This window comes from Actinacidiphila acididurans (assembly GCF_016918855.1).
In the GTDB taxonomy this organism is placed as follows: domain Bacteria; phylum Actinomycetota; class Actinomycetes; order Streptomycetales; family Streptomycetaceae; genus Actinacidiphila; species Actinacidiphila acididurans.
In genome coordinates this window covers 313,963-330,334 of the sequence record NZ_JADKYB010000004.1, presented here as the reverse complement: position 1 = coordinate 330,334, position 16,372 = coordinate 313,963, and the positions used below count along the sequence as shown (strand labels likewise).

Below are 16,372 nucleotides of genomic sequence, written 5' to 3'. Positions count from 1 at the left end.
CCGCATCGGATCCTGTCCGAACCGGACCGTTCCGCCGCGCAGTTCACCGGAGCTGGGCGGGACCGCGGAAATCCCGCGGCCTGCCGAGGAGTCGACCGCCGGACAGTGGGCCGGGCCCGAAGGGAGGGCGCCGTGGAGGAGTACGCGGGGCGGGTGCTCGCCGGACGCTACCGGCTGCCCCGGCCGCCGGCCGACGAGTTCGAACTCGTCGAGACCCGGGCCTTCGACACGTACAGCGGGCAGGAAGTGCTCGTCCGGCAGGTGCTGCTGCCCGAGGTGGTGACCGCCGAAGTCCCCGGCGAGGAGGGCGGCTTCGACGGCGAGGGCGACGTGCTCGGCGAGAGCGCCCGGCGCGCCCTGGAGGCCGCGCGGGCCGCCGCGGCGCTGCCCGACCACCCCCGGCTGGTCCAGGTCTTCGACATCTTCGTCGAGGACGGCAGCCTGTGGATCGCGAGCGAACTGGTGTCCGGGCGCCCGCTGGCCGCGCTGCTCGCCGAACGCCCGCTGGACGCTTACCGGGCCGCCGAGGTCGGCTCCGACGTGCTCACCGCGCTGCGCGCCCTGCACGCCCACGGCTGGACCCACCGCAATGTCACCGCCAGCACGGTCCTGGTCACCGAGGACGGCCGGGCCATGCTGGGCGGCCTCGCGGCCGGCGCCGCCCAGGAGGCGCTGTGCGGCTACGACCCGCTGCCCGAGGAAGTGCTGGCCGGCGGCGCCGAGCCGTCCTGGCACGGCCCGCAGTCCGCGCTGGAGCAGGAGCGGGCCCGGCAGAACCGGATCACCGTGGTCGGCGCGATCACCGAGCGGTGGGCGCCCGAGCAGGCGCACGAGGTGCACGAGAACTGGCGGCTGTCCCCGCCGGTCGGCCCGGCCGCCGACCTGTGGGCGCTGGGCTCGCTGCTGTTCCGAAGCGTCCAGGGCCACCCGCCCTACCCCGAGGAAAGCGCCACCGAACTCGTCCAGTTGGTGTGCGCCGAGCCGGCCGCCTTCGCCGAGGACTGCGGCCCGCTGCGGCCGGTCGTGGAGTCGCTGCTGCGCCCCGACCCGGACGAGCGGCCCGAGGCCGAGGAACTGGGCGGCTGGCTGCGCTCCCTGATCCGTTCCGCGCCCGAGCCCGACCTCGGCGCCCGTACCGTCCAGGTGCCCGCCGACCCCGCCCGGCTGCCGGAGAAGCGGCGCAGGGGCGAGCTGGTACGGCGCAAGCGGCGGACCGCCGCGGCTGCCGCGGCCGCCGCCGCCGCGTCGGCCGAGACCGGGGCGGCCGACCTCGGATCGGGCCACCGCCGGCACGCCCGCGGCAAGCAGGCTCGGCCCGTCCGCCCGCCCCGCCCGGTCAAGGCCGAGCGGACTCCCAAGGAGAGCGTGCGCGCCGAGCGCACCCAGGCCCGCCGGGAGCAGCTGCGGAGCGAGCAGGTCGTCTACCGCTCCCCCGAGGCCGCCGTCGAGTCGCCCCGCCGCATGGGCGTGCGCATCCTGATCGCCGTCCTGGTGGTGCTCGCGGCCCTGGTGGCGTACGCGCTGCTGGTCATGCCGAACCGTTCCGGCGACACCAATGGCGCCGGCGCCACCCGTACGCTCCCGGCCGAGATGCCGGGCTCCGGCGGCCACAGCGGCGGCGACCACAAGGACGCCACCAGCGCGCCGCCCAAGCCCGCGCCCACCACCGCGAAGGCCACGCACGCGCCCGCGCCGCCGCCCGCCACCACCCCGGCTGCCCCGCCCGTGACCACGCCGCCCGACCTCGGCCCCGACTTCGCGCTGCACACCGACCCGGCGGGCTTCTCCGTCGCCGTCCACACCGGCTGGGCCCGCACCGGGCGCAACTCCCGCGACCAGGTCGGCTTCACCGGCAGCGACCTGCGGATGACCGTGGTGCCCGGCCGCGACCGGGCCTCCGGCGACAGCAGCGACCCGCTCGCCTACCAGCTCGTCGAGCCCGAACTCGGCGACTTCCGCTCCTCCGCCTGGTCCTCCGCCTCCGGCCTGGAGACCCTGACCGTACGCGGCCACCAGGCGGCCGAGGGCGAGTACACCTGGCGGGACGCCAACGACCAGACGGTCTACGCCCGTAATCTCGCGGTCCAGATCGGCGGCCGCTACCACGTCGTCCTGGTCAGCGGCCCGGACAGCGAACGCGCCGCCGTCCAGCGGGCGTTCGACAAGGCGGTGGAGACGTACTCGGCGTCGTGACCGGACCGACGCGGTGCCCGTACGTTCCGCCGTCGTACCCGTGGCGTCGTCAACGGGGCGGCGTCCGGGCCCGGTTGACATAAACCGCTTACCTGTGGGGATCGTGTGTCCGTCGCGGGGGCGACGCGTGGTCGTCGGGCATGATGGCGTCATGGCGAGTGACGGGGGCCGGATCACGGCGGCGCGCCGGCCGCTTGACGTGGTCGCGGGGCGGTACCGGATCGAGGCGCGGCTCGGCCGCGGCGGCATGGGCACGGTGTGGCGGGCCACCGATGAGCTGCTGCGACGTCATGTCGCGGTCAAAGAGCTGCACTTACCGGACCCTGCCGTCGACGAGGCGCGGGCCGTGAACCACCGGGAACGCGCGCTGCGCGAGGCGCGGAGCGTGGCCGGAATACGTCACCCCCACGTGGTCGTCGTGCACGACGTGGTCGAGCAGGACGGCCGGCCGTGGATCGTGATGGAACTCGTGGACGGCCGCTCGCTCGCCGACGTGCTGCGCGAGGACGGCCCCCGCGACCCGCGCGAGGCCGCCCGGATCTGCGCGGCCGTCGCCGGAGCGCTGCGGGCCGCGCACGAGCACGGCGTCATGCACCGTGACGTCAAGCCGGCCAACGTGCTCATCGAGCGCGCCTCCGGCCGGGTGGTGCTCACCGATTTCGGCATCGCCCGCGTGCCGGGCAGCGCCACCATCAGCGAGACCGGCGCCTTCGTCGGCTCGCCCGAGTACACCGCGCCCGAGCGGATGTCCGGCTGCGGCGCCGGGCCCGAGTCCGACCTGTGGTCCCTCGGCGCGCTGCTCTGCGCGGCGGTCGACGGCCGCTCGCCCTTCCACCGCGAGTCGATCGGCGAGATCGTGCACGCCGTCGCCATCGACGAGATCACCCCGCCCGCCGCGGTGGGCCCGCTGCGGCCGGTCGTCGAACGCCTCCTCGACCGCGACCCGGGCCGCCGGATGGCCGCGGCCGAGGTCCAGACGGTCCTCACGGCCTACGCCGAGGCCGGCATCGAACCCGCGGCTCCCCACCCGACGCCCCCGGCCGGCCCGACCCCCGCCCCCGCTTCCCACCACGCCCGCTCCAAGGCGTCCCTGGCGATGCTGGCCCTCGGCGTCGCGGCCCTCGCGGTGATCGCCGGCGCGACGGCCGGCCTCGTGGCGACCCGCGGCGACACCGCCCTCGGCCCGACCGCGGCACCCTCGATCTCCGGCCCGCCCGCCGACGGAGCCTCCCCCTCCCTGGCGCCCCCCAAGGCCGCGCCCCACCCCCTCCCGTCCGGCTTCCGCACGATCACGGACCCCTCGGGCTTCTCGGTGGCCCTCCCCTCCGGCTACGTCCGCGACCTCCAGCCGCCCCGCGTCTACTACTGGTCCCCCGACCACGCCTTCCGCTGGGGCGAACGCACCCAGGGCGCCGACCCCCGCAGCCCCTACGCCGTCCTCCGCGCCCAGGACCTCGCCTCCCGCGGCCCCGGCACCATCTATCCCGGCTACCGCGACGGCATCATCACCACCACCGTCCAGGACGGCCACCCCGCCGCCCTCTGGGAATTCACCTACGACGGCTTCCCCACCGGCGGTGGCCCCCGCCGCACCTTCGACCTCTGCTGGATCCAAAACGGCCACATGTACGACATCTGGCTCTCCTCCCCCATCCCCCGCACCGAATCCGCGCGGCAGGTCTTCGACCAGTCCCGAAGCACGTTCCGCCTTGCGGAATAGCCGCACGGGGTCCGGGCTCGCGAAGAAGGCGGCCCCCTACCGGCTTGGGCTCTTTTCCGTCCAGGAGGGGTTGTCCCGGCCGTCTCCGGATCACCGGTTGCCTGTGGCTTGTCGCGCAGTTCCCCGCGCCCCTGGGTAACCCCGGCTGTGCGCCGGCGGCAGGCTGCCGCTGCGGGGCGGCGGCACGCACGGTGTACCCAGGAGGAGGCTGCGTCTGCGGGGCGGCGGCAGGCCGGAAGTACCCAGGGGCGCGGGGCTGTGTCTGATATGCGGCTGGCGCCGCGTGGGCGCGAGCAACCGATCACCGGCGAGGGGGTCCAGACTGCGGGGCGGGGGCAAGGCCGGAGTACCAAGGGGCGCGGGGCTGTGTCTGATGTGCGGCTGGCGCCGCGTGGGCGCGAGCAACCGATCACCGGCGAGGGGGTCCAGACTGCGGGGCGGGGGCAAGGCCGGAGTACCAAGGGGCGCGGGGAACTGCGCGAGCAACCACAAACTGCCGTTGATCCGGGCACGACAGTAACCACCCCTCCGGGTCGGAACGACCCGCGCCTGGGCAGGCGGTGCCCAACCGCACGGGGCTGCGACGCGGCGGTCCAAGCCGGGAAAAAGCTACTCACGGGTATTCAAGCGAGCCCCGCAGTCGTACCCTCACCCGCATGACGGAATCCCTGGAACGCACCCCGCCGGCCGACGGCAATCCGGTCGCACCAGGCGGAGCCGGAAGTGGAAGAGGCCCCCGGGACGTCGTGACCCCGGAAATCGTCGCGAGGCTGACGAAGGACGTGCCGGGAGCCGGGCGGACCGGTAGCGGGACGCCGTTGACCGGGGAGAAGCTGGCGGATCTGCCGGAGACGAGCCCGGAGCAGGTCGAGGAGGCGTTCGCCCGCGCCCGGGCGGCCCAGCGGGAATGGGCCGCGACCCCGGTGAAGCGCCGCGCAGCGGTCCTGCTGCGGTTCCACGACCTGGTGCTGGCCCGCCAGTCCGAGGTGCTGGACCTGATCCAGGTGGAGACGGGCAAGACCCGCCTGCACGCCCACGAGGAAGTGCAGGTGGTGGCCATGGCGGCCCGCCACTTCGGCTACCGCGCCCCCGCCTACCTGCGCCCCCGCCACCACACCGGCGCCATCCCCGTCCTCACGAAAGCCGTGGAGCTGCGCCACCCCAAGGGCGTCGTCGGCCAGATCGCCCCCTGGAACTACCCCCTGGAACTGAGCATCGGCGACGCCCTGCCCGCCTTCGCCGCCGGCAACGCCGTGGTGATGAAGCCCGACACCGAGACCGCGCTGACCGCCCTGTGGGCCCGCGAGCGGATGATCGAGGCCGGCCTGCCCGCCGGCGTCTGGCAGATCGTGATCGGCGACGGCCCGGTGGTTGGCCCCGCCGTGGTCGAGCACGCGGACTACGTCAGCTTCACCGGCTCCACTCGCACCGGCCGCGACGTGGCTCAGCGCGCCGCCGCCCGCCTGATCGGCGCCTCCCTCGAACTCGGCGGCAAGAACGCCCTGCTGGTGCTGCGCGACGCCGACCTCGACAAGGCCGCCGAGGGCGCGGTCCGCGCCTGCTTCGCCTCGGCCGGCCAGCTCTGCATCTCCGTCGAACGCCTCTTGGTGGACGCCTCGGTCGCCGACGCCTTCCTGGAGAAGTTCGTCGCCCGCACCCGCGCGCTGCGGCTGGGCACCGCCCTCGCGTACGGCGCCGGCATGGGCTCCCTCGTCGGGGAGCGGCAGTTGGCGACCGTCACCCGTCACGTGGACCAGGCCCGTGACCTGGGCGCCACCGTGCTGACCGGCGGCCGCCACCGCCCGGACGTGGGCCCGTACGTCTACGAGCCGACGATCCTGGACGGCGTCCGGCCCGAGATGGCGGTGTGCGAGGAGGAGACCTTCGGCCCGGTCGTCTCCGTCTACCGCTTCCACGACGAGGACGAGGCGGTCGAACGGGCCAACGCCACCGCGTACGGCCTCAACTCCAGCGTGTGGAGCCGCGACACGCGCCGGGGCGCACGCATCGCCGCGCGCCTGCGCTCCGGCACGGTCAACGTCAACGAGGCGTACGCGGCGGCGTACGGCAGCGTCCGCGCGCCCATGGGCGGCATGAAGGACTCCGGCCTCGGCCGCCGGCACGGCGCCGAGGGCATCCGCAAGTACACCGAGGCCCAGACCGTCGCCGTGCAGCGGCTGCTCCCCATGGGCCCGGCCCTCGGCATGGACGACGAGGCGTACGCCGCTTTCCTCACCCGCTCCCTGCGCCTGATGAAGGCCCTTCGCATGCGCTGAGCCGTCCCGCCGCCCCTCCCGGCCCCCGCGCCCCCGAACCCTCCGGAGGACGACCCCCGTGCCCCAGGACACCACCGACCCCCGCTTCGACTCGTACGACTACGACGTCCTCGTCGTCGGCTCCGGCTTCGGCGGATCGGTCGCCGCCCTGCGGCTGACCGAGAAGGGCTATCGGGTCGGCGTGCTGGAGGCCGGCCGCCGCTTCACGCCGGAGACGTTGCCGAAGAACTCCTGGGACGTGCGCAATTACCTGTGGGCGCCGGCCCTGGGCCTGTACGGCATCCAGCGCATCCATGTGCTCGGCAACGTCCTGGTGCTGGCCGGCGCGGGTGTCGGCGGCGGCTCGCTGAACTACGCCAACACGCTCTACGTGCCGCCGGCCGCCTTCTTCGCCGACCGCCAGTGGGGGCACATCACCGACTGGCAGCAGGAACTCGCGCCCTATTACGACCAGGCGCGCCGGATGCTGGGGGTGCGGCCGAACCCCACGCTGACCCCCTCCGACGTGCACCTGCGGGCCGCGGCCGAGGCGATGGGCGTGGGGGAGAGCTTCCACCTGGCGCCGGTCGGGGTGTTCTTCGGCGACGGCGAGGACGCCCAGGGGGCCCGGGCCTGGCCCGGTGAGGAGGCGCCGGACCCGTACTTCGGCGGCGCGGGCCCGGCGCGGCGGGCGTGCACCGAGTGCGGGGAGTGCATGACCGGCTGCCGGCACGGCGCGAAGAACACGCTCACCGAGAACTACCTGTACCTGGCCGAACGCGCCGGCGCCGAGATCCGCCCGATGACGACCGTGGTGGGCATAACCGAGGAGCGCGCCGACGGCACCGGCGGCTACCGGGTGACGGTGGCGCCGACCGACCGGCGGCGCAAGGGCAGGCGCACCGTGCTGCGCGCGGGGCACGTGGTGCTGGCCGCCGGGACGTACGGCACGCAGACCCTGCTGCACGCCATGCGCGACAGCGGCGACCTGCCCCGGATCTCCGCCCGGCTCGGCGAGCTGACCCGTACCAACTCCGAGGCGCTGGTGGGTGCGCAGACCACCGAGCGCCGCTACCGCCGGCGGCACCCCGGCCGCGTCCCCGACTTCACCCAGGGCGTGGCCATCACCTCCTCCGTCCACCCGGACGACCACACCCACATCGAGCCCGTCCGCTACGGCAGGGGCTCCAACGCGATGGGCTCGCTGTCCACGCTGGCCGCGCCCCACGGCGGACGGCTGCCGCGCTGGGCGGAATTCCTCGGCAACTACCTGCGCCACCCCGTGCTCGCCCTGCGGTCGCTGTCGAACCGCCGCTGGTCGGAGCGGACCATCATCGGCCTGGTGATGCAGACCCACGACAACTCCCTGACCACGTACCGGAAGGCCAGGGGTGTGGGGAAGGGGCTGCTGACCGCGCGCCAGGGGCACGGCACGCCCAACCCGGTGCACATACCCGAGGGCGCGCGGGCCGCGGAACTGCTGGCCGAGGAGATCAACGGCTTCGCCGGCAGCAACCTCGGCGAGCTGACCGGCCGCCCGATGACCGCGCACTTCCTGGGCGGCTGCCCGATCGGCGAGGACGCCGCACAGGGGGTGGTGGACCCCTACCACCGGCTCCACGGACACCCCGGCATCTCGGTGGTGGACGGCGCGGCCGTCTCCGCGAACCTCGGCGTCAATCCGTCGCTGACGATCACGGCGCAGGCCGAGCGGGCGATGGCGCTGTGGCCCAACAAGGGCGAGCCGGATCCCCGGCCGGCCCCGGGCGAGCCCTACCGCAGGCTGGCGTCGGTGCCCCCGGTCCGCCCTGCCGTGCCCGCGGACGCCTTCGGCGCGCTGCTGCTGCCGGTCCCGAAGGTCCCGAAGGTGGTGCGAGACCCGGACGTTCCGCCGGCCGTACCTGCCCCCGGGGGCGACTCGAAGACCCCGCCGCGCGGCCCGGCACCCTCGCACAGGTCGCCCTGAAAGCCGGGCTTGCCCTGTAATGTGGCCAATGCAGAGCGGCCGGCCCCGGGCGTCCCCGGGAACCGACCGCCTGCTGAGTCGTGACCGGGCTGCTGTCCCCTGCCGACCGGTCACTCACCGCCGGTGCGAGGTCCCATGGCGGCCGCTCGACGGCGGCCGCCTCATCGCACCGGTCACACGCCGCCCGGACGGCATCCGGGCGGTGTCCTCACTCCACGCGTGGTGTCACCGCCCCTGGCTGGCACGGACATCTCCTCCAACGAAGGGGCCGCAGGCCGGTCACGTGCCGTTCGGGTGATCCACCGGAAAGGGGGCGCGTTGCGGCCCGCCGCCCGCCGCACCGCGTTCCCGGCCCGGATGTACCCGCCGGCCGCCGCACGCGCGCCCCTTCCCGCCCCTTCTCACCTCGTCGCAACCGTTCGTTCACGCCTGCCCGCGGCACAGCTCCAGCAGCGTCATCGCCAGCGCCGTGCCCGGCTTGCCCAGGGCGTCGCCCCAGGTCCGCAGGATGTCCATCTCCCGCGCCAGGTGCACCCGCCGCCCGCCCGAGCCGATCCGGGCCTCCTGGATCTCCCGGGACACCGTCATCCGCTCCCGGACCAGCCCGATCAGCGCCGCGTCGATCTCGTCGATCCGCACCCGCCGCGCCGCGATCAGCGCCTGCGGGTCGGCGGGGACGCCGCTCTCCACGGCGGGGCCCGCGTCCCCGGCGGCGCTTCGGACCGGCTTCCCCACCGGGTCCTGGGCCGGGCTCGTGACCGGGTTCCCGGTGGTGTTCCCGGTGGTGTTCTCGGCGGAAAGGCTCATGATCTGCTCCTCGGTTCGGCAGGTGCCGCCCGGCGGATCCCGGTCCGGGAACGCAAGGCGCCCCGGGCCGAGTGGCCCGGGGCGCCTGGGACGTCGTACGTGCGAAGTGTCAATCGCGCACGCGACGCGGCCTGTGGCAGCCGGACCAGCCGGTGCCATAGGTAAACGCGAAGGTGTGCGCGGTCATGCGGCCAGTATGGCCGATCACCCGGGCCCCGGCGCAACCCGCTTCCCCCGGTAGACTCGGCAGCGAACCCCGCACCGACCGCCGGAAGGCCGCCCGTGGCATCCCCCGTAGCGCCTGTAGCCCCCGACACCGTCCTCGTCGTCGACTTCGGAGCGCAGTACGCCCAGCTCATCGCGCGCCGCGTGCGCGAGGCCCGGGTGTACAGCGAGATCGTGCCCTCGACCATGCCGGTCGCCGAGATACTCGCGCGCAAGCCCGCCGCGGTGATCCTGTCCGGCGGCCCGTCGTCGGTGTACGAGCCGGGCGCGCCCGGCCTGGACCGGTCGCTGTTCGAGGCCGGGGTCCCGGTCTTCGGCATGTGCTACGGCTTCCAGCTCATGGCCACCGCGCTGGGCGGCACCGTCGACAACACCGGCGCCCGCGAGTACGGGCGGACCGCGCTGGCCGTCGCCAAGCCCGGCTCGACCCTCTTCGAGGGCACCCCCGCCGAGCAGACGGTGTGGATGTCGCACGGCGACGCCTGCTCGGCCGCGCCCGAGGGCTTCACCGTCACCGCCTCCACCGACCTCGTCCCGGTCGCCGCCTTCGAGAACGACGAGCTGCGGCTGTACGGCGTCCAGTACCACCCCGAGGTGCTGCACACCGTCCACGGCCAGCAGATCCTGGAGCACTTCCTCTACCGCGGCGCGGGCCTGACCCCGACCTGGACCACCGAGAACGTGGTGGAGGAGCAGGTCGCCCTGATCCGCGCCCAGGTCGGCACCCGGCGCGCGATCTGCGGCCTGTCCGGCGGCGTGGACTCCGCGGTCGCCGCCGCCCTGGTGCACAAGGCCATCGGCGACCGGCTGACCTGTGTGTACGTCGACCACGGGCTGATGCGCAAGGGCGAGACCGAGCAGGTCGAGAAGGACTTCGTGGCCGCGACCGGGGTGCGGCTGAAGGTGGTCGACGCCTCCGAGCGGTTCCTGGCGGCGCTCGCCGGGGTCAGCGACCCGGAGCAGAAGCGGAAGATCATCGGCCGGGAGTTCATCCGGGTCTTCGAGCAGGCGCAAGCGGAGATCGTGGCCGAGGCGCCGGGCGACGAGCCGGTGGAGTTCCTGGTGCAGGGCACCCTCTACCCGGACGTGGTGGAGTCCGGCGGCGGCACCGGCACCGCCAACATCAAGTCGCACCACAATGTCGGCGGCCTGCCCGACGATCTGCAGTTCGAGCTGGTCGAGCCGCTGCGCAAGCTGTTCAAGGACGAGGTGCGGATGGTCGGGCAGGAGCTCGGCCTGCCCGAGGAGATCGTGCACCGCCAGCCCTTCCCGGGCCCGGGCCTGGGCATCCGCATCGTCGGCGAGGTCACCCGGGAGCGGCTGGACCTGCTGCGCGAGGCCGACGCGATCGCCCGCGAGGAGCTGACCGCGGCCGGCCTGGACCGCGACATCTGGCAGTGCCCGGTGGTGCTGCTGGCGGACGTCCGCAGCGTCGGCGTCCAGGGCGACGGCCGCACCTACGGTCACCCGATCGTGCTGCGCCCGGTCTCCTCCGAGGACGCCATGACCGCCGACTGGTCCCGGCTGCCCTACGACGTACTGGCCCGGATCTCGACCCGCATCACCAACGAGGTCAAGGACGTCAACCGGGTCGTCCTCGACGTGACCAGCAAGCCCCCGGGCACCATCGAGTGGGAGTGATCCCGCGCGCGATCTCCCGCGCCCCCGGCTCCGGATCCACAGGTCCGCGACCGGGGGCGCGGCGCTGTGTTGCCCCGGCCGTTGAGCAACAGCGCGCGGGCGTACGTATAGCCCTCTGACGCCGTCGCGCCGAACCCGGCGGCGAGAGAGGTGGAAGACGATGCTCGATACGGTCCGGGACACCGCGCGGCGCCACGCACTGCTGCCCCTGCGGATCTTCCTCGGCGTGACGTTCGTCTACGCCGGGCTCGACAAGCTCACCAGCAACACCTTCTTCACGGATTCCGCGCCCGGTTCGCTGGTCGGCATCCTGCACGGGGCGAAGGCCGGTGCGGCGATCCCCGCGCTCGTCGACCTCGCCCTCAAGGCGCCGCACGGCTTCGGCTACGCCATCGCCTTCGGTGAGATCGCCGCGGGCCTGGGCACCCTGGTCGGGCTGCTGGGCCGGGTCGCGGCGACCGGGGGAGCGCTGATCTCGCTCAGCCTGTGGCTGACCGTGAGCTGGTCCACCAGCCCGTACTACTACGGCAACGACCTGGCGTACCTGATGGCCTGGCTGCCGCTGGTGCTCGCGGGCGCGCCCTACCTGTCGCTGGACGCCATGATCAAGCGGCGTCGTGACGGCGACGGTCTCCTGGTGCCGGGCGCTCGCCGGTCCGACGCCGTGACCGCCGGTTCCGTACGGTCCGTACCGCCTGCGTGATCACCGCGGTCACGGCCGCGACCACCAGGCCGCCGGCGACCAGCGGCACCGAGCGGGCGGGCCGGGACAGGTCCCACGCCCCGGCCGCGTCCAGCACGAAGGCCGCGGTCAGGGCGAGCAGGATCAGGCCCATCACCAGCGCCGCGGGGTCGAACCCGTGCCGCCGCATCACCGCACCACCTTGAGCTGGCCGACGCCGATGGTGACCCGCAGGTCGACGGTCCCGCCCGGCAGGGTGCCCGGCGCGGGGGCGAAGGTGACCGTGCGGTGCTGGCCGTGCTTGATGTCCACCCCGTCGTTGGCCTTTCCGGGCAGCACGACCTCGCCGAGGTCGAGGTCGTAGTCGAGCCGTACGGTGGCGTTCCGGGGCAGCAGCACCACGGCCCGGCCCGCGCCGATGTTCAGGTGCGCCGCGACCGTGCGGCCGTCGAGGTTCAGCGCGGTCAGGTCGAGGGTGCCGGTGCCGGCGCCGCGCTCGTACGTCGCCCGCACCGCGCCGGCGTCGGCCGGGCGCCATGTGGTGCCGCCCACCCCCTGCCCGGTCTTGGGCACCGTCGCCACCGCGATGAGCCCGGCCAGCGTCACCAGCGAGAAGAAGACCGTGCCGCCCCGGGCCCGGCCGGCGAAGGACGCGATCACGAAGGCGGTGCCGAAGACGCCGAGCGCCGCCGCGAGTCCGATCTCCACGCTGGTCGCGGCCGGTTCGGCCGGCCACGCCACCGCGGCGCCGACCCAGGCGGCGCCGACCGCCAGCAGGAAGGTGAGCAGGCCCAGCACCCAGGACCGCTCGCGGCGGGCCTCCTTGGTACGGGCCCGCCACCGTACCCGGTCCGCGTCGCCGTACGGGCCGTCGTCCGGCCCCCACAAGTACGGTTCGCGCGCAGCCGGTTCGCGCCACCACGACGGCGAACCGCCCGGCTCCGGCGGGGCCTTCACGGCGGGTGGCGCGTCCACCACGGCGCTCGCCGCGCTGCCGGGCGCCGGGGCCTGCCCGGCCGCAGGCACCCGGTGGCGCCGCTGCGACCAGTAGACCGCGCCGGCCGTGGCGGTCAGCAGGATCAGCGAGAACGCCTGGTTGGTGCCGTTGCCGATCATCGAGGCGTACAGGCCGCAGCCGGCCAGCGCCATCAGGACGGCGGCCAGCGGGGCGCCCTCGATCCGGCCGGACAGCAGCCGGTGCGCCTCGCTCTCCCGCTCGTCGTCCTGCGGCAGCAGCAGCCAGCCCATGCCGTAGACGATCAGGCCGATGCCGCCGGTCAGCGCGAGCACCAGCAGCACGATGCGGAAGATCACCGGGTCCACCCCGAAGTAGCGGCCGCCGCCCTGGCACACCCCGGCCAGCACCTTGTGCTCCCGGGCGCGCGTCAGCTTCGGCCGGTCCCGCCCGGCCGCGTCGTCGGTCCCGGCGGCCGCCGCTTGGTCCGCCGCTCTCGGCTCGTCCGTCATACGCCCATGGTGACGGCCGGCCCTGCCCGAGCGGCACCCGCCCCGACCCTGGCCCGTCCCTGATCTGCACCCTGACGTCCACCCCTGAACCCCACCCTGATCTCCACCCCTGGGGGGATCCCTGGGGGCTTCCCCCGGGGAAACCAGGGGGGACAACCCTGATGCCCTCGCCCGGGCCGCTGTGTGACGATCGGGGTTATGTCAGCCAGCACCCCGCCCTCCGGCGTGCCGCCGCGACCGGGCGGGCCGTCCGGGGCGTCCTTCCTCAAGCCCGCGCCCGAGCCGGACGTGCGCAAGCTGTACCGCAGTTCGGAGGGGCGCTGGGTGGGCGGCGTGGCCCGCGGGCTGGCCGGCCACCTCGGGCTGCCGGTGCTGTGGGTGCGGGTGCTGTTCCTCGGGCTCGCCGGCTTCAAGGGCATAGGCGTGCTGCTCTACGCCCTGTTCTGGTTCTTCGTCCCGCTCGGCGTCGGCGGGGTCGCCGAGGCCAAGGAGCCGCGCGACGCCCGGTCCTGGCTGGCCGGAAAGCGCCCCGACAAGGGCCAGATCTTCGCGCTGATCGCGCTGGCGGTCGGCATCGGCGTCCTGGTGGACAACCTCAACCTGGGCGCCGCCAACCGCGCGGTGTGGCCGCTGCTCGTGATCGGCCTGGGCGTGGCCCTGGTGTGGCGGCAGGCGGACAACGCCCGCAAGGCCCACTGGGTCGAGATGAGCCAGCGCAAGCGCTTCTGGCCGCTGGCCCGGGCCGCGGCCGGCGTGTTCCTGGTGGTGGCCGGCGTCACCGGCTTCATCGTGGTGCACGGCAACGGCAGCCACCTCGGCGGCATCCTGCAGGCGGCGCTCGCGGTCCTGGTGGGCGTGGCCCTGATCGCCGGCCCGTACCTGGTGCGGATGACCCAGGACCTGTCCGCCGAGCGCCTGATGCGCATACGTGCCCAGGAGCGCGCCGAAGTCGCCGCGCACGTCCACGACTCGGTGCTGCACACCCTGACGCTGATCCAGAAGCACGCCGAGGACCCGCGCGAGGTGTCCCGGCTGGCCCGCGCCCAGGAACGGGAGTTGCGGGCCTGGCTCTACCGTCCCGAGGGCACCGGCCGCGACGACGAGCCGACCACCCTGGCCGACGCGGTACGGGCCGCCGCCGCGGAGGTCGAGGACCTGCACGGGGTGCCGGTGGAAGTGGTCTGCGTCGGCGACTGCCCGCTCGACGAGGGGCTGGTGGCGCAGATGCAGGCGGCCCGCGAGGCCATGGTGAACGCGGCCAAGTACGGTGGCAGCGCGGCGGGGGAGCCGGTCCAGGTCTATGCCGAGGTCGAGGGCCGGCGGGTCTTCGTGTCGGTCCGCGACCACGGACCCGGCTTCGACCTCGACCAGGTGCCCGGCGACCGGATGGGCGTGCGGGAGTCGATCATCGGCCGCATGCAGCGCAACGGCGGCTCGGCGCGGCTGCGGCCGGCGCCCGGCGGCGGCACGGAAGTGGAACTGGAGATGGAGAGGGTGGCGGCATGAGCGGCGGCACGGGCCAGGCTGACGTGACCGGAGGGGCCCGGGAAGAGGGAGCCCCGGAGGAGCGGCGGGTGCGGGTGGTGCTCGTGGACGACCACCGCATGTTCCGTACCGGGGTGCAGGCCGAGATCGGGGCCACGGCGACCACCGGGGTGGAGGTCGTCGGCGAGGCCGCGGACGTGGACCAGGCGGTGGCGGTGGTCACCGCGACCCGGCCCGAGGTGGTGCTGCTCGACGTGCACCTGCCCGGCGGCGGCGGGGTCGAGGTGCTGCGCCGGTGCGCCGCGCTGACCGCCGACCCCGAGCAGCCGGTACGGTTCCTCGCGCTGTCGGTCTCCGACGCCGCCGAGGACGTGATCGGGGTGATCCGGGCCGGCGCGCGCGGCTATGTCACCAAGACCATCACCGGACCCGACCTGATCGCCTCGATCTTCCGGGTCAAGGACGGGGACGCGGTGTTCTCGCCGCGGCTGGCCGGCTTCGTGCTGGACGCCTTCGCCTCCACCGACGCGCCGCCGGTGGACGAGGACATGGACCGGCTCACCCAGCGCGAGCGCGAGGTGCTGCGGCTGATCGCGCGCGGCTACGCGTACAAGGAGATCGCCAAGCAGCTGTTCATCTCGGTCAAGACGGTCGAGTCGCACGTCTCGGCGGTGCTGCGCAAGCTCCAGCTGTCCAACCGGCACGAGCTGACCCGGTGGGCGACGGCGCGCCGGCTGGTGTGAGGGCTTGGCGAGGCTTCGGGTCGGCCCGGCGCGGGGCTTCCGGTAGTTCCTGTCGTTCCGGTTGTTCCGGTCGGGGCTAGGCTCGTCTCTCGTCCTCGTCGGGCCAGAGCAGCGTGTAGTTGGGGATCCGCACCGAGCGCAGTTCGACCGGGGTGTGCAGGGAATCCATCGGCACGCCGGTGGGCACCTGGCAGCGGCTCACATGGATGCCGAACAGGCAGTCGTCGCACCAGAAGGCCGCGTACCCGACACGTTCCGGCTCCAGACCGGTGAACGCCAGCCGCAGGCGCTCGGCCCCGCAGTTGGGGCACGCCCGGCGCTCCGCCGCCGCGGGGAGGGCGGCGTAGTGCTCCTCGAACACCGACAGCCAGTCCCCCCAACCCGCCGTCAGGGCACGCATGTCCGACCTCCTTGTCGTCCCGGCCGCCGTGGCCGTGAGCAGACCGTACGCCCCACGGCCCGGGCGCGGGACCTCTATCGGCCAATGCGCCCCGGATGTGCCGCGGTGCGGCGGGCGGGCCCCGGGCGTGCGCCGGCCCGGGCCGGACGGCTCAGAGCCGGTTCAGAGGTTGGTGTGGAAGCGTGCGTTCCATGGGTCCGACTGTTGTGAATGGGCTGCCTGCCCACATCCTGTTCGTCCACGTCGTGGTGGTCCTGGTGCCGCTGACCGCGCTGGGGGTGGTGGCCGCGGCGGTACGGCCGGGCTGGGCGCGCAGATTCGGCCTGCTGCTCCCCGTGCTCGCCCTGGTCAGCCTCGTCTCGGTGCCGCTGACCACCCACGCCGGCGAATGGCTCGAGAAGCGCGTCGGCGACTCCCCGCTGCTCGACAAGCACACCGAACTCGGCGACACCCTGCTGCCCTGGGCGCTCGGCCTGTTCCTGGTCTCCGCCGCCCTCTGGTGGCTCGGCCGCCGGGCGGGCTCCGCCGACTCCGCCGCGCCCGCCCCCGGGTCCTCCCTGGCCTGGACCTCCACCACCTGGTTCCGCAGCGTGGCCGTCGTCGTCGCCCTCATAGTCGCGGTCGGCGCCTGCGTGGACGTCTACCGCATAGGTGACTCCGGCGCCAAGGCCGCCTGGACCGGCGGCTTCTCCTCCAAGCCGCTGCCGCACAAGGGCTGAGCGCAGGGCGTACGGTCCGCCGGGAAAACCGAGGGGCGCGGGGAACTGTGACGTTCTCCGCGCCCCTTC

At 74.2% G+C, this 16,372-nt stretch carries 12 protein-coding genes; 9 read left to right on the top strand and 3 right to left on the bottom strand.

Features of this window, described 5'->3' with window-relative positions:
• The first annotated feature begins 132 nt into the window (after positions 1-132).
• From ITX44_RS09205 to ITX44_RS09190, 4 genes are all read left to right on the top strand, one after another.
• Positions 133-2,193 (top strand): serine/threonine kinase C-terminal domain-containing protein, encoded by a 2,061-nt coding sequence (locus ITX44_RS09205; protein ID WP_205356574.1) that lies wholly within the window; start codon positions 133-135, stop codon positions 2,191-2,193.
• Between the two features lie 151 nt (positions 2,194-2,344).
• Positions 2,345-3,913 carry a serine/threonine-protein kinase gene (locus ITX44_RS09200; protein ID WP_205356573.1) on the top strand — a complete coding sequence of 523 codons (1,569 nt, stop codon included), beginning with the start codon at positions 2,345-2,347 and terminating at the stop codon, positions 3,911-3,913.
• A 656-nt stretch (positions 3,914-4,569) separates the two neighbouring features.
• Complete coding sequence (locus ITX44_RS09195; protein ID WP_205356572.1) at positions 4,570-6,189, top strand: succinic semialdehyde dehydrogenase; 1,620 nt, start codon at positions 4,570-4,572, stop codon at positions 6,187-6,189.
• A gap of 58 nt (positions 6,190-6,247) precedes the next feature.
• On the top strand, positions 6,248-8,134 hold the full coding sequence (locus ITX44_RS09190) for a GMC oxidoreductase (RefSeq protein ID WP_205356571.1): 1,887 nt from the start codon (positions 6,248-6,250) through the stop codon (positions 8,132-8,134).
• 423 nt (positions 8,135-8,557) lie between these two features.
• On the opposite strand, the gene ITX44_RS09185 is transcribed toward ITX44_RS09190, so the two are convergent.
• Positions 8,558-8,941, bottom strand: a complete 384-nt coding sequence (locus ITX44_RS09185; RefSeq protein WP_205356570.1) for a chorismate mutase — start codon at positions 8,939-8,941, stop codon at positions 8,558-8,560.
• A gap of 282 nt (positions 8,942-9,223) precedes the next feature.
• Between ITX44_RS09185 and guaA the strand changes: the two genes are divergently transcribed.
• Together guaA and ITX44_RS09175 are read left to right on the top strand one after the other, a co-directional pair.
• Complete coding sequence (gene guaA, locus ITX44_RS09180; RefSeq protein WP_205356569.1) at positions 9,224-10,807, top strand: glutamine-hydrolyzing GMP synthase; 1,584 nt, start codon at positions 9,224-9,226, stop codon at positions 10,805-10,807.
• Between the two features lie 160 nt (positions 10,808-10,967).
• Entirely contained in the window at positions 10,968-11,510 is a 543-nt protein-coding gene (locus ITX44_RS09175) for a DoxX family protein (RefSeq protein WP_205356568.1), read from the top strand.
• Positions 11,511-11,678: 168 nt separating this feature from the next.
• Here ITX44_RS09175 and ITX44_RS09170 read toward each other — a convergent pair whose 3' ends face one another.
• Entirely contained in the window at positions 11,679-12,956 is a 1,278-nt protein-coding gene (locus ITX44_RS09170) for a PspC domain-containing protein (RefSeq protein WP_205356567.1), read from the bottom strand.
• A 198-nt stretch (positions 12,957-13,154) separates the two neighbouring features.
• Between ITX44_RS09170 and ITX44_RS09165 the strand changes: the two genes are divergently transcribed.
• Both ITX44_RS09165 and ITX44_RS09160 read left to right on the top strand, forming a co-directional pair.
• On the top strand, positions 13,155-14,462 hold the full coding sequence (locus ITX44_RS09165; protein ID WP_205356566.1) for an ATP-binding protein: 1,308 nt from the start codon (positions 13,155-13,157) through the stop codon (positions 14,460-14,462).
• Complete coding sequence (locus tag ITX44_RS09160; RefSeq protein WP_205356565.1) at positions 14,459-15,184, top strand: LuxR C-terminal-related transcriptional regulator; 726 nt, start codon at positions 14,459-14,461, stop codon at positions 15,182-15,184. Before ITX44_RS09165 ends, ITX44_RS09160 begins: the two co-directional genes overlap by 4 nt.
• Positions 15,185-15,260: 76 nt before the next feature.
• On the opposite strand, the gene ITX44_RS09155 is transcribed toward ITX44_RS09160, so the two are convergent.
• The gene (locus tag ITX44_RS09155; RefSeq protein ID WP_205356564.1) at positions 15,261-15,584 is read right to left on the bottom strand and encodes a hypothetical protein; all 324 of its coding nucleotides are present in this window, start codon (positions 15,582-15,584) and stop codon (positions 15,261-15,263) included.
• A gap of 206 nt (positions 15,585-15,790) precedes the next feature.
• Between ITX44_RS09155 and ITX44_RS09150 the strand changes: the two genes are divergently transcribed.
• Positions 15,791-16,303: a DUF2231 domain-containing protein gene (locus ITX44_RS09150; RefSeq protein ID WP_307795183.1), complete on the top strand. Its 513-nt coding sequence runs from the start codon at positions 15,791-15,793 to the stop codon at positions 16,301-16,303.
• Positions 16,304-16,372 lie beyond the last annotated feature (69 nt).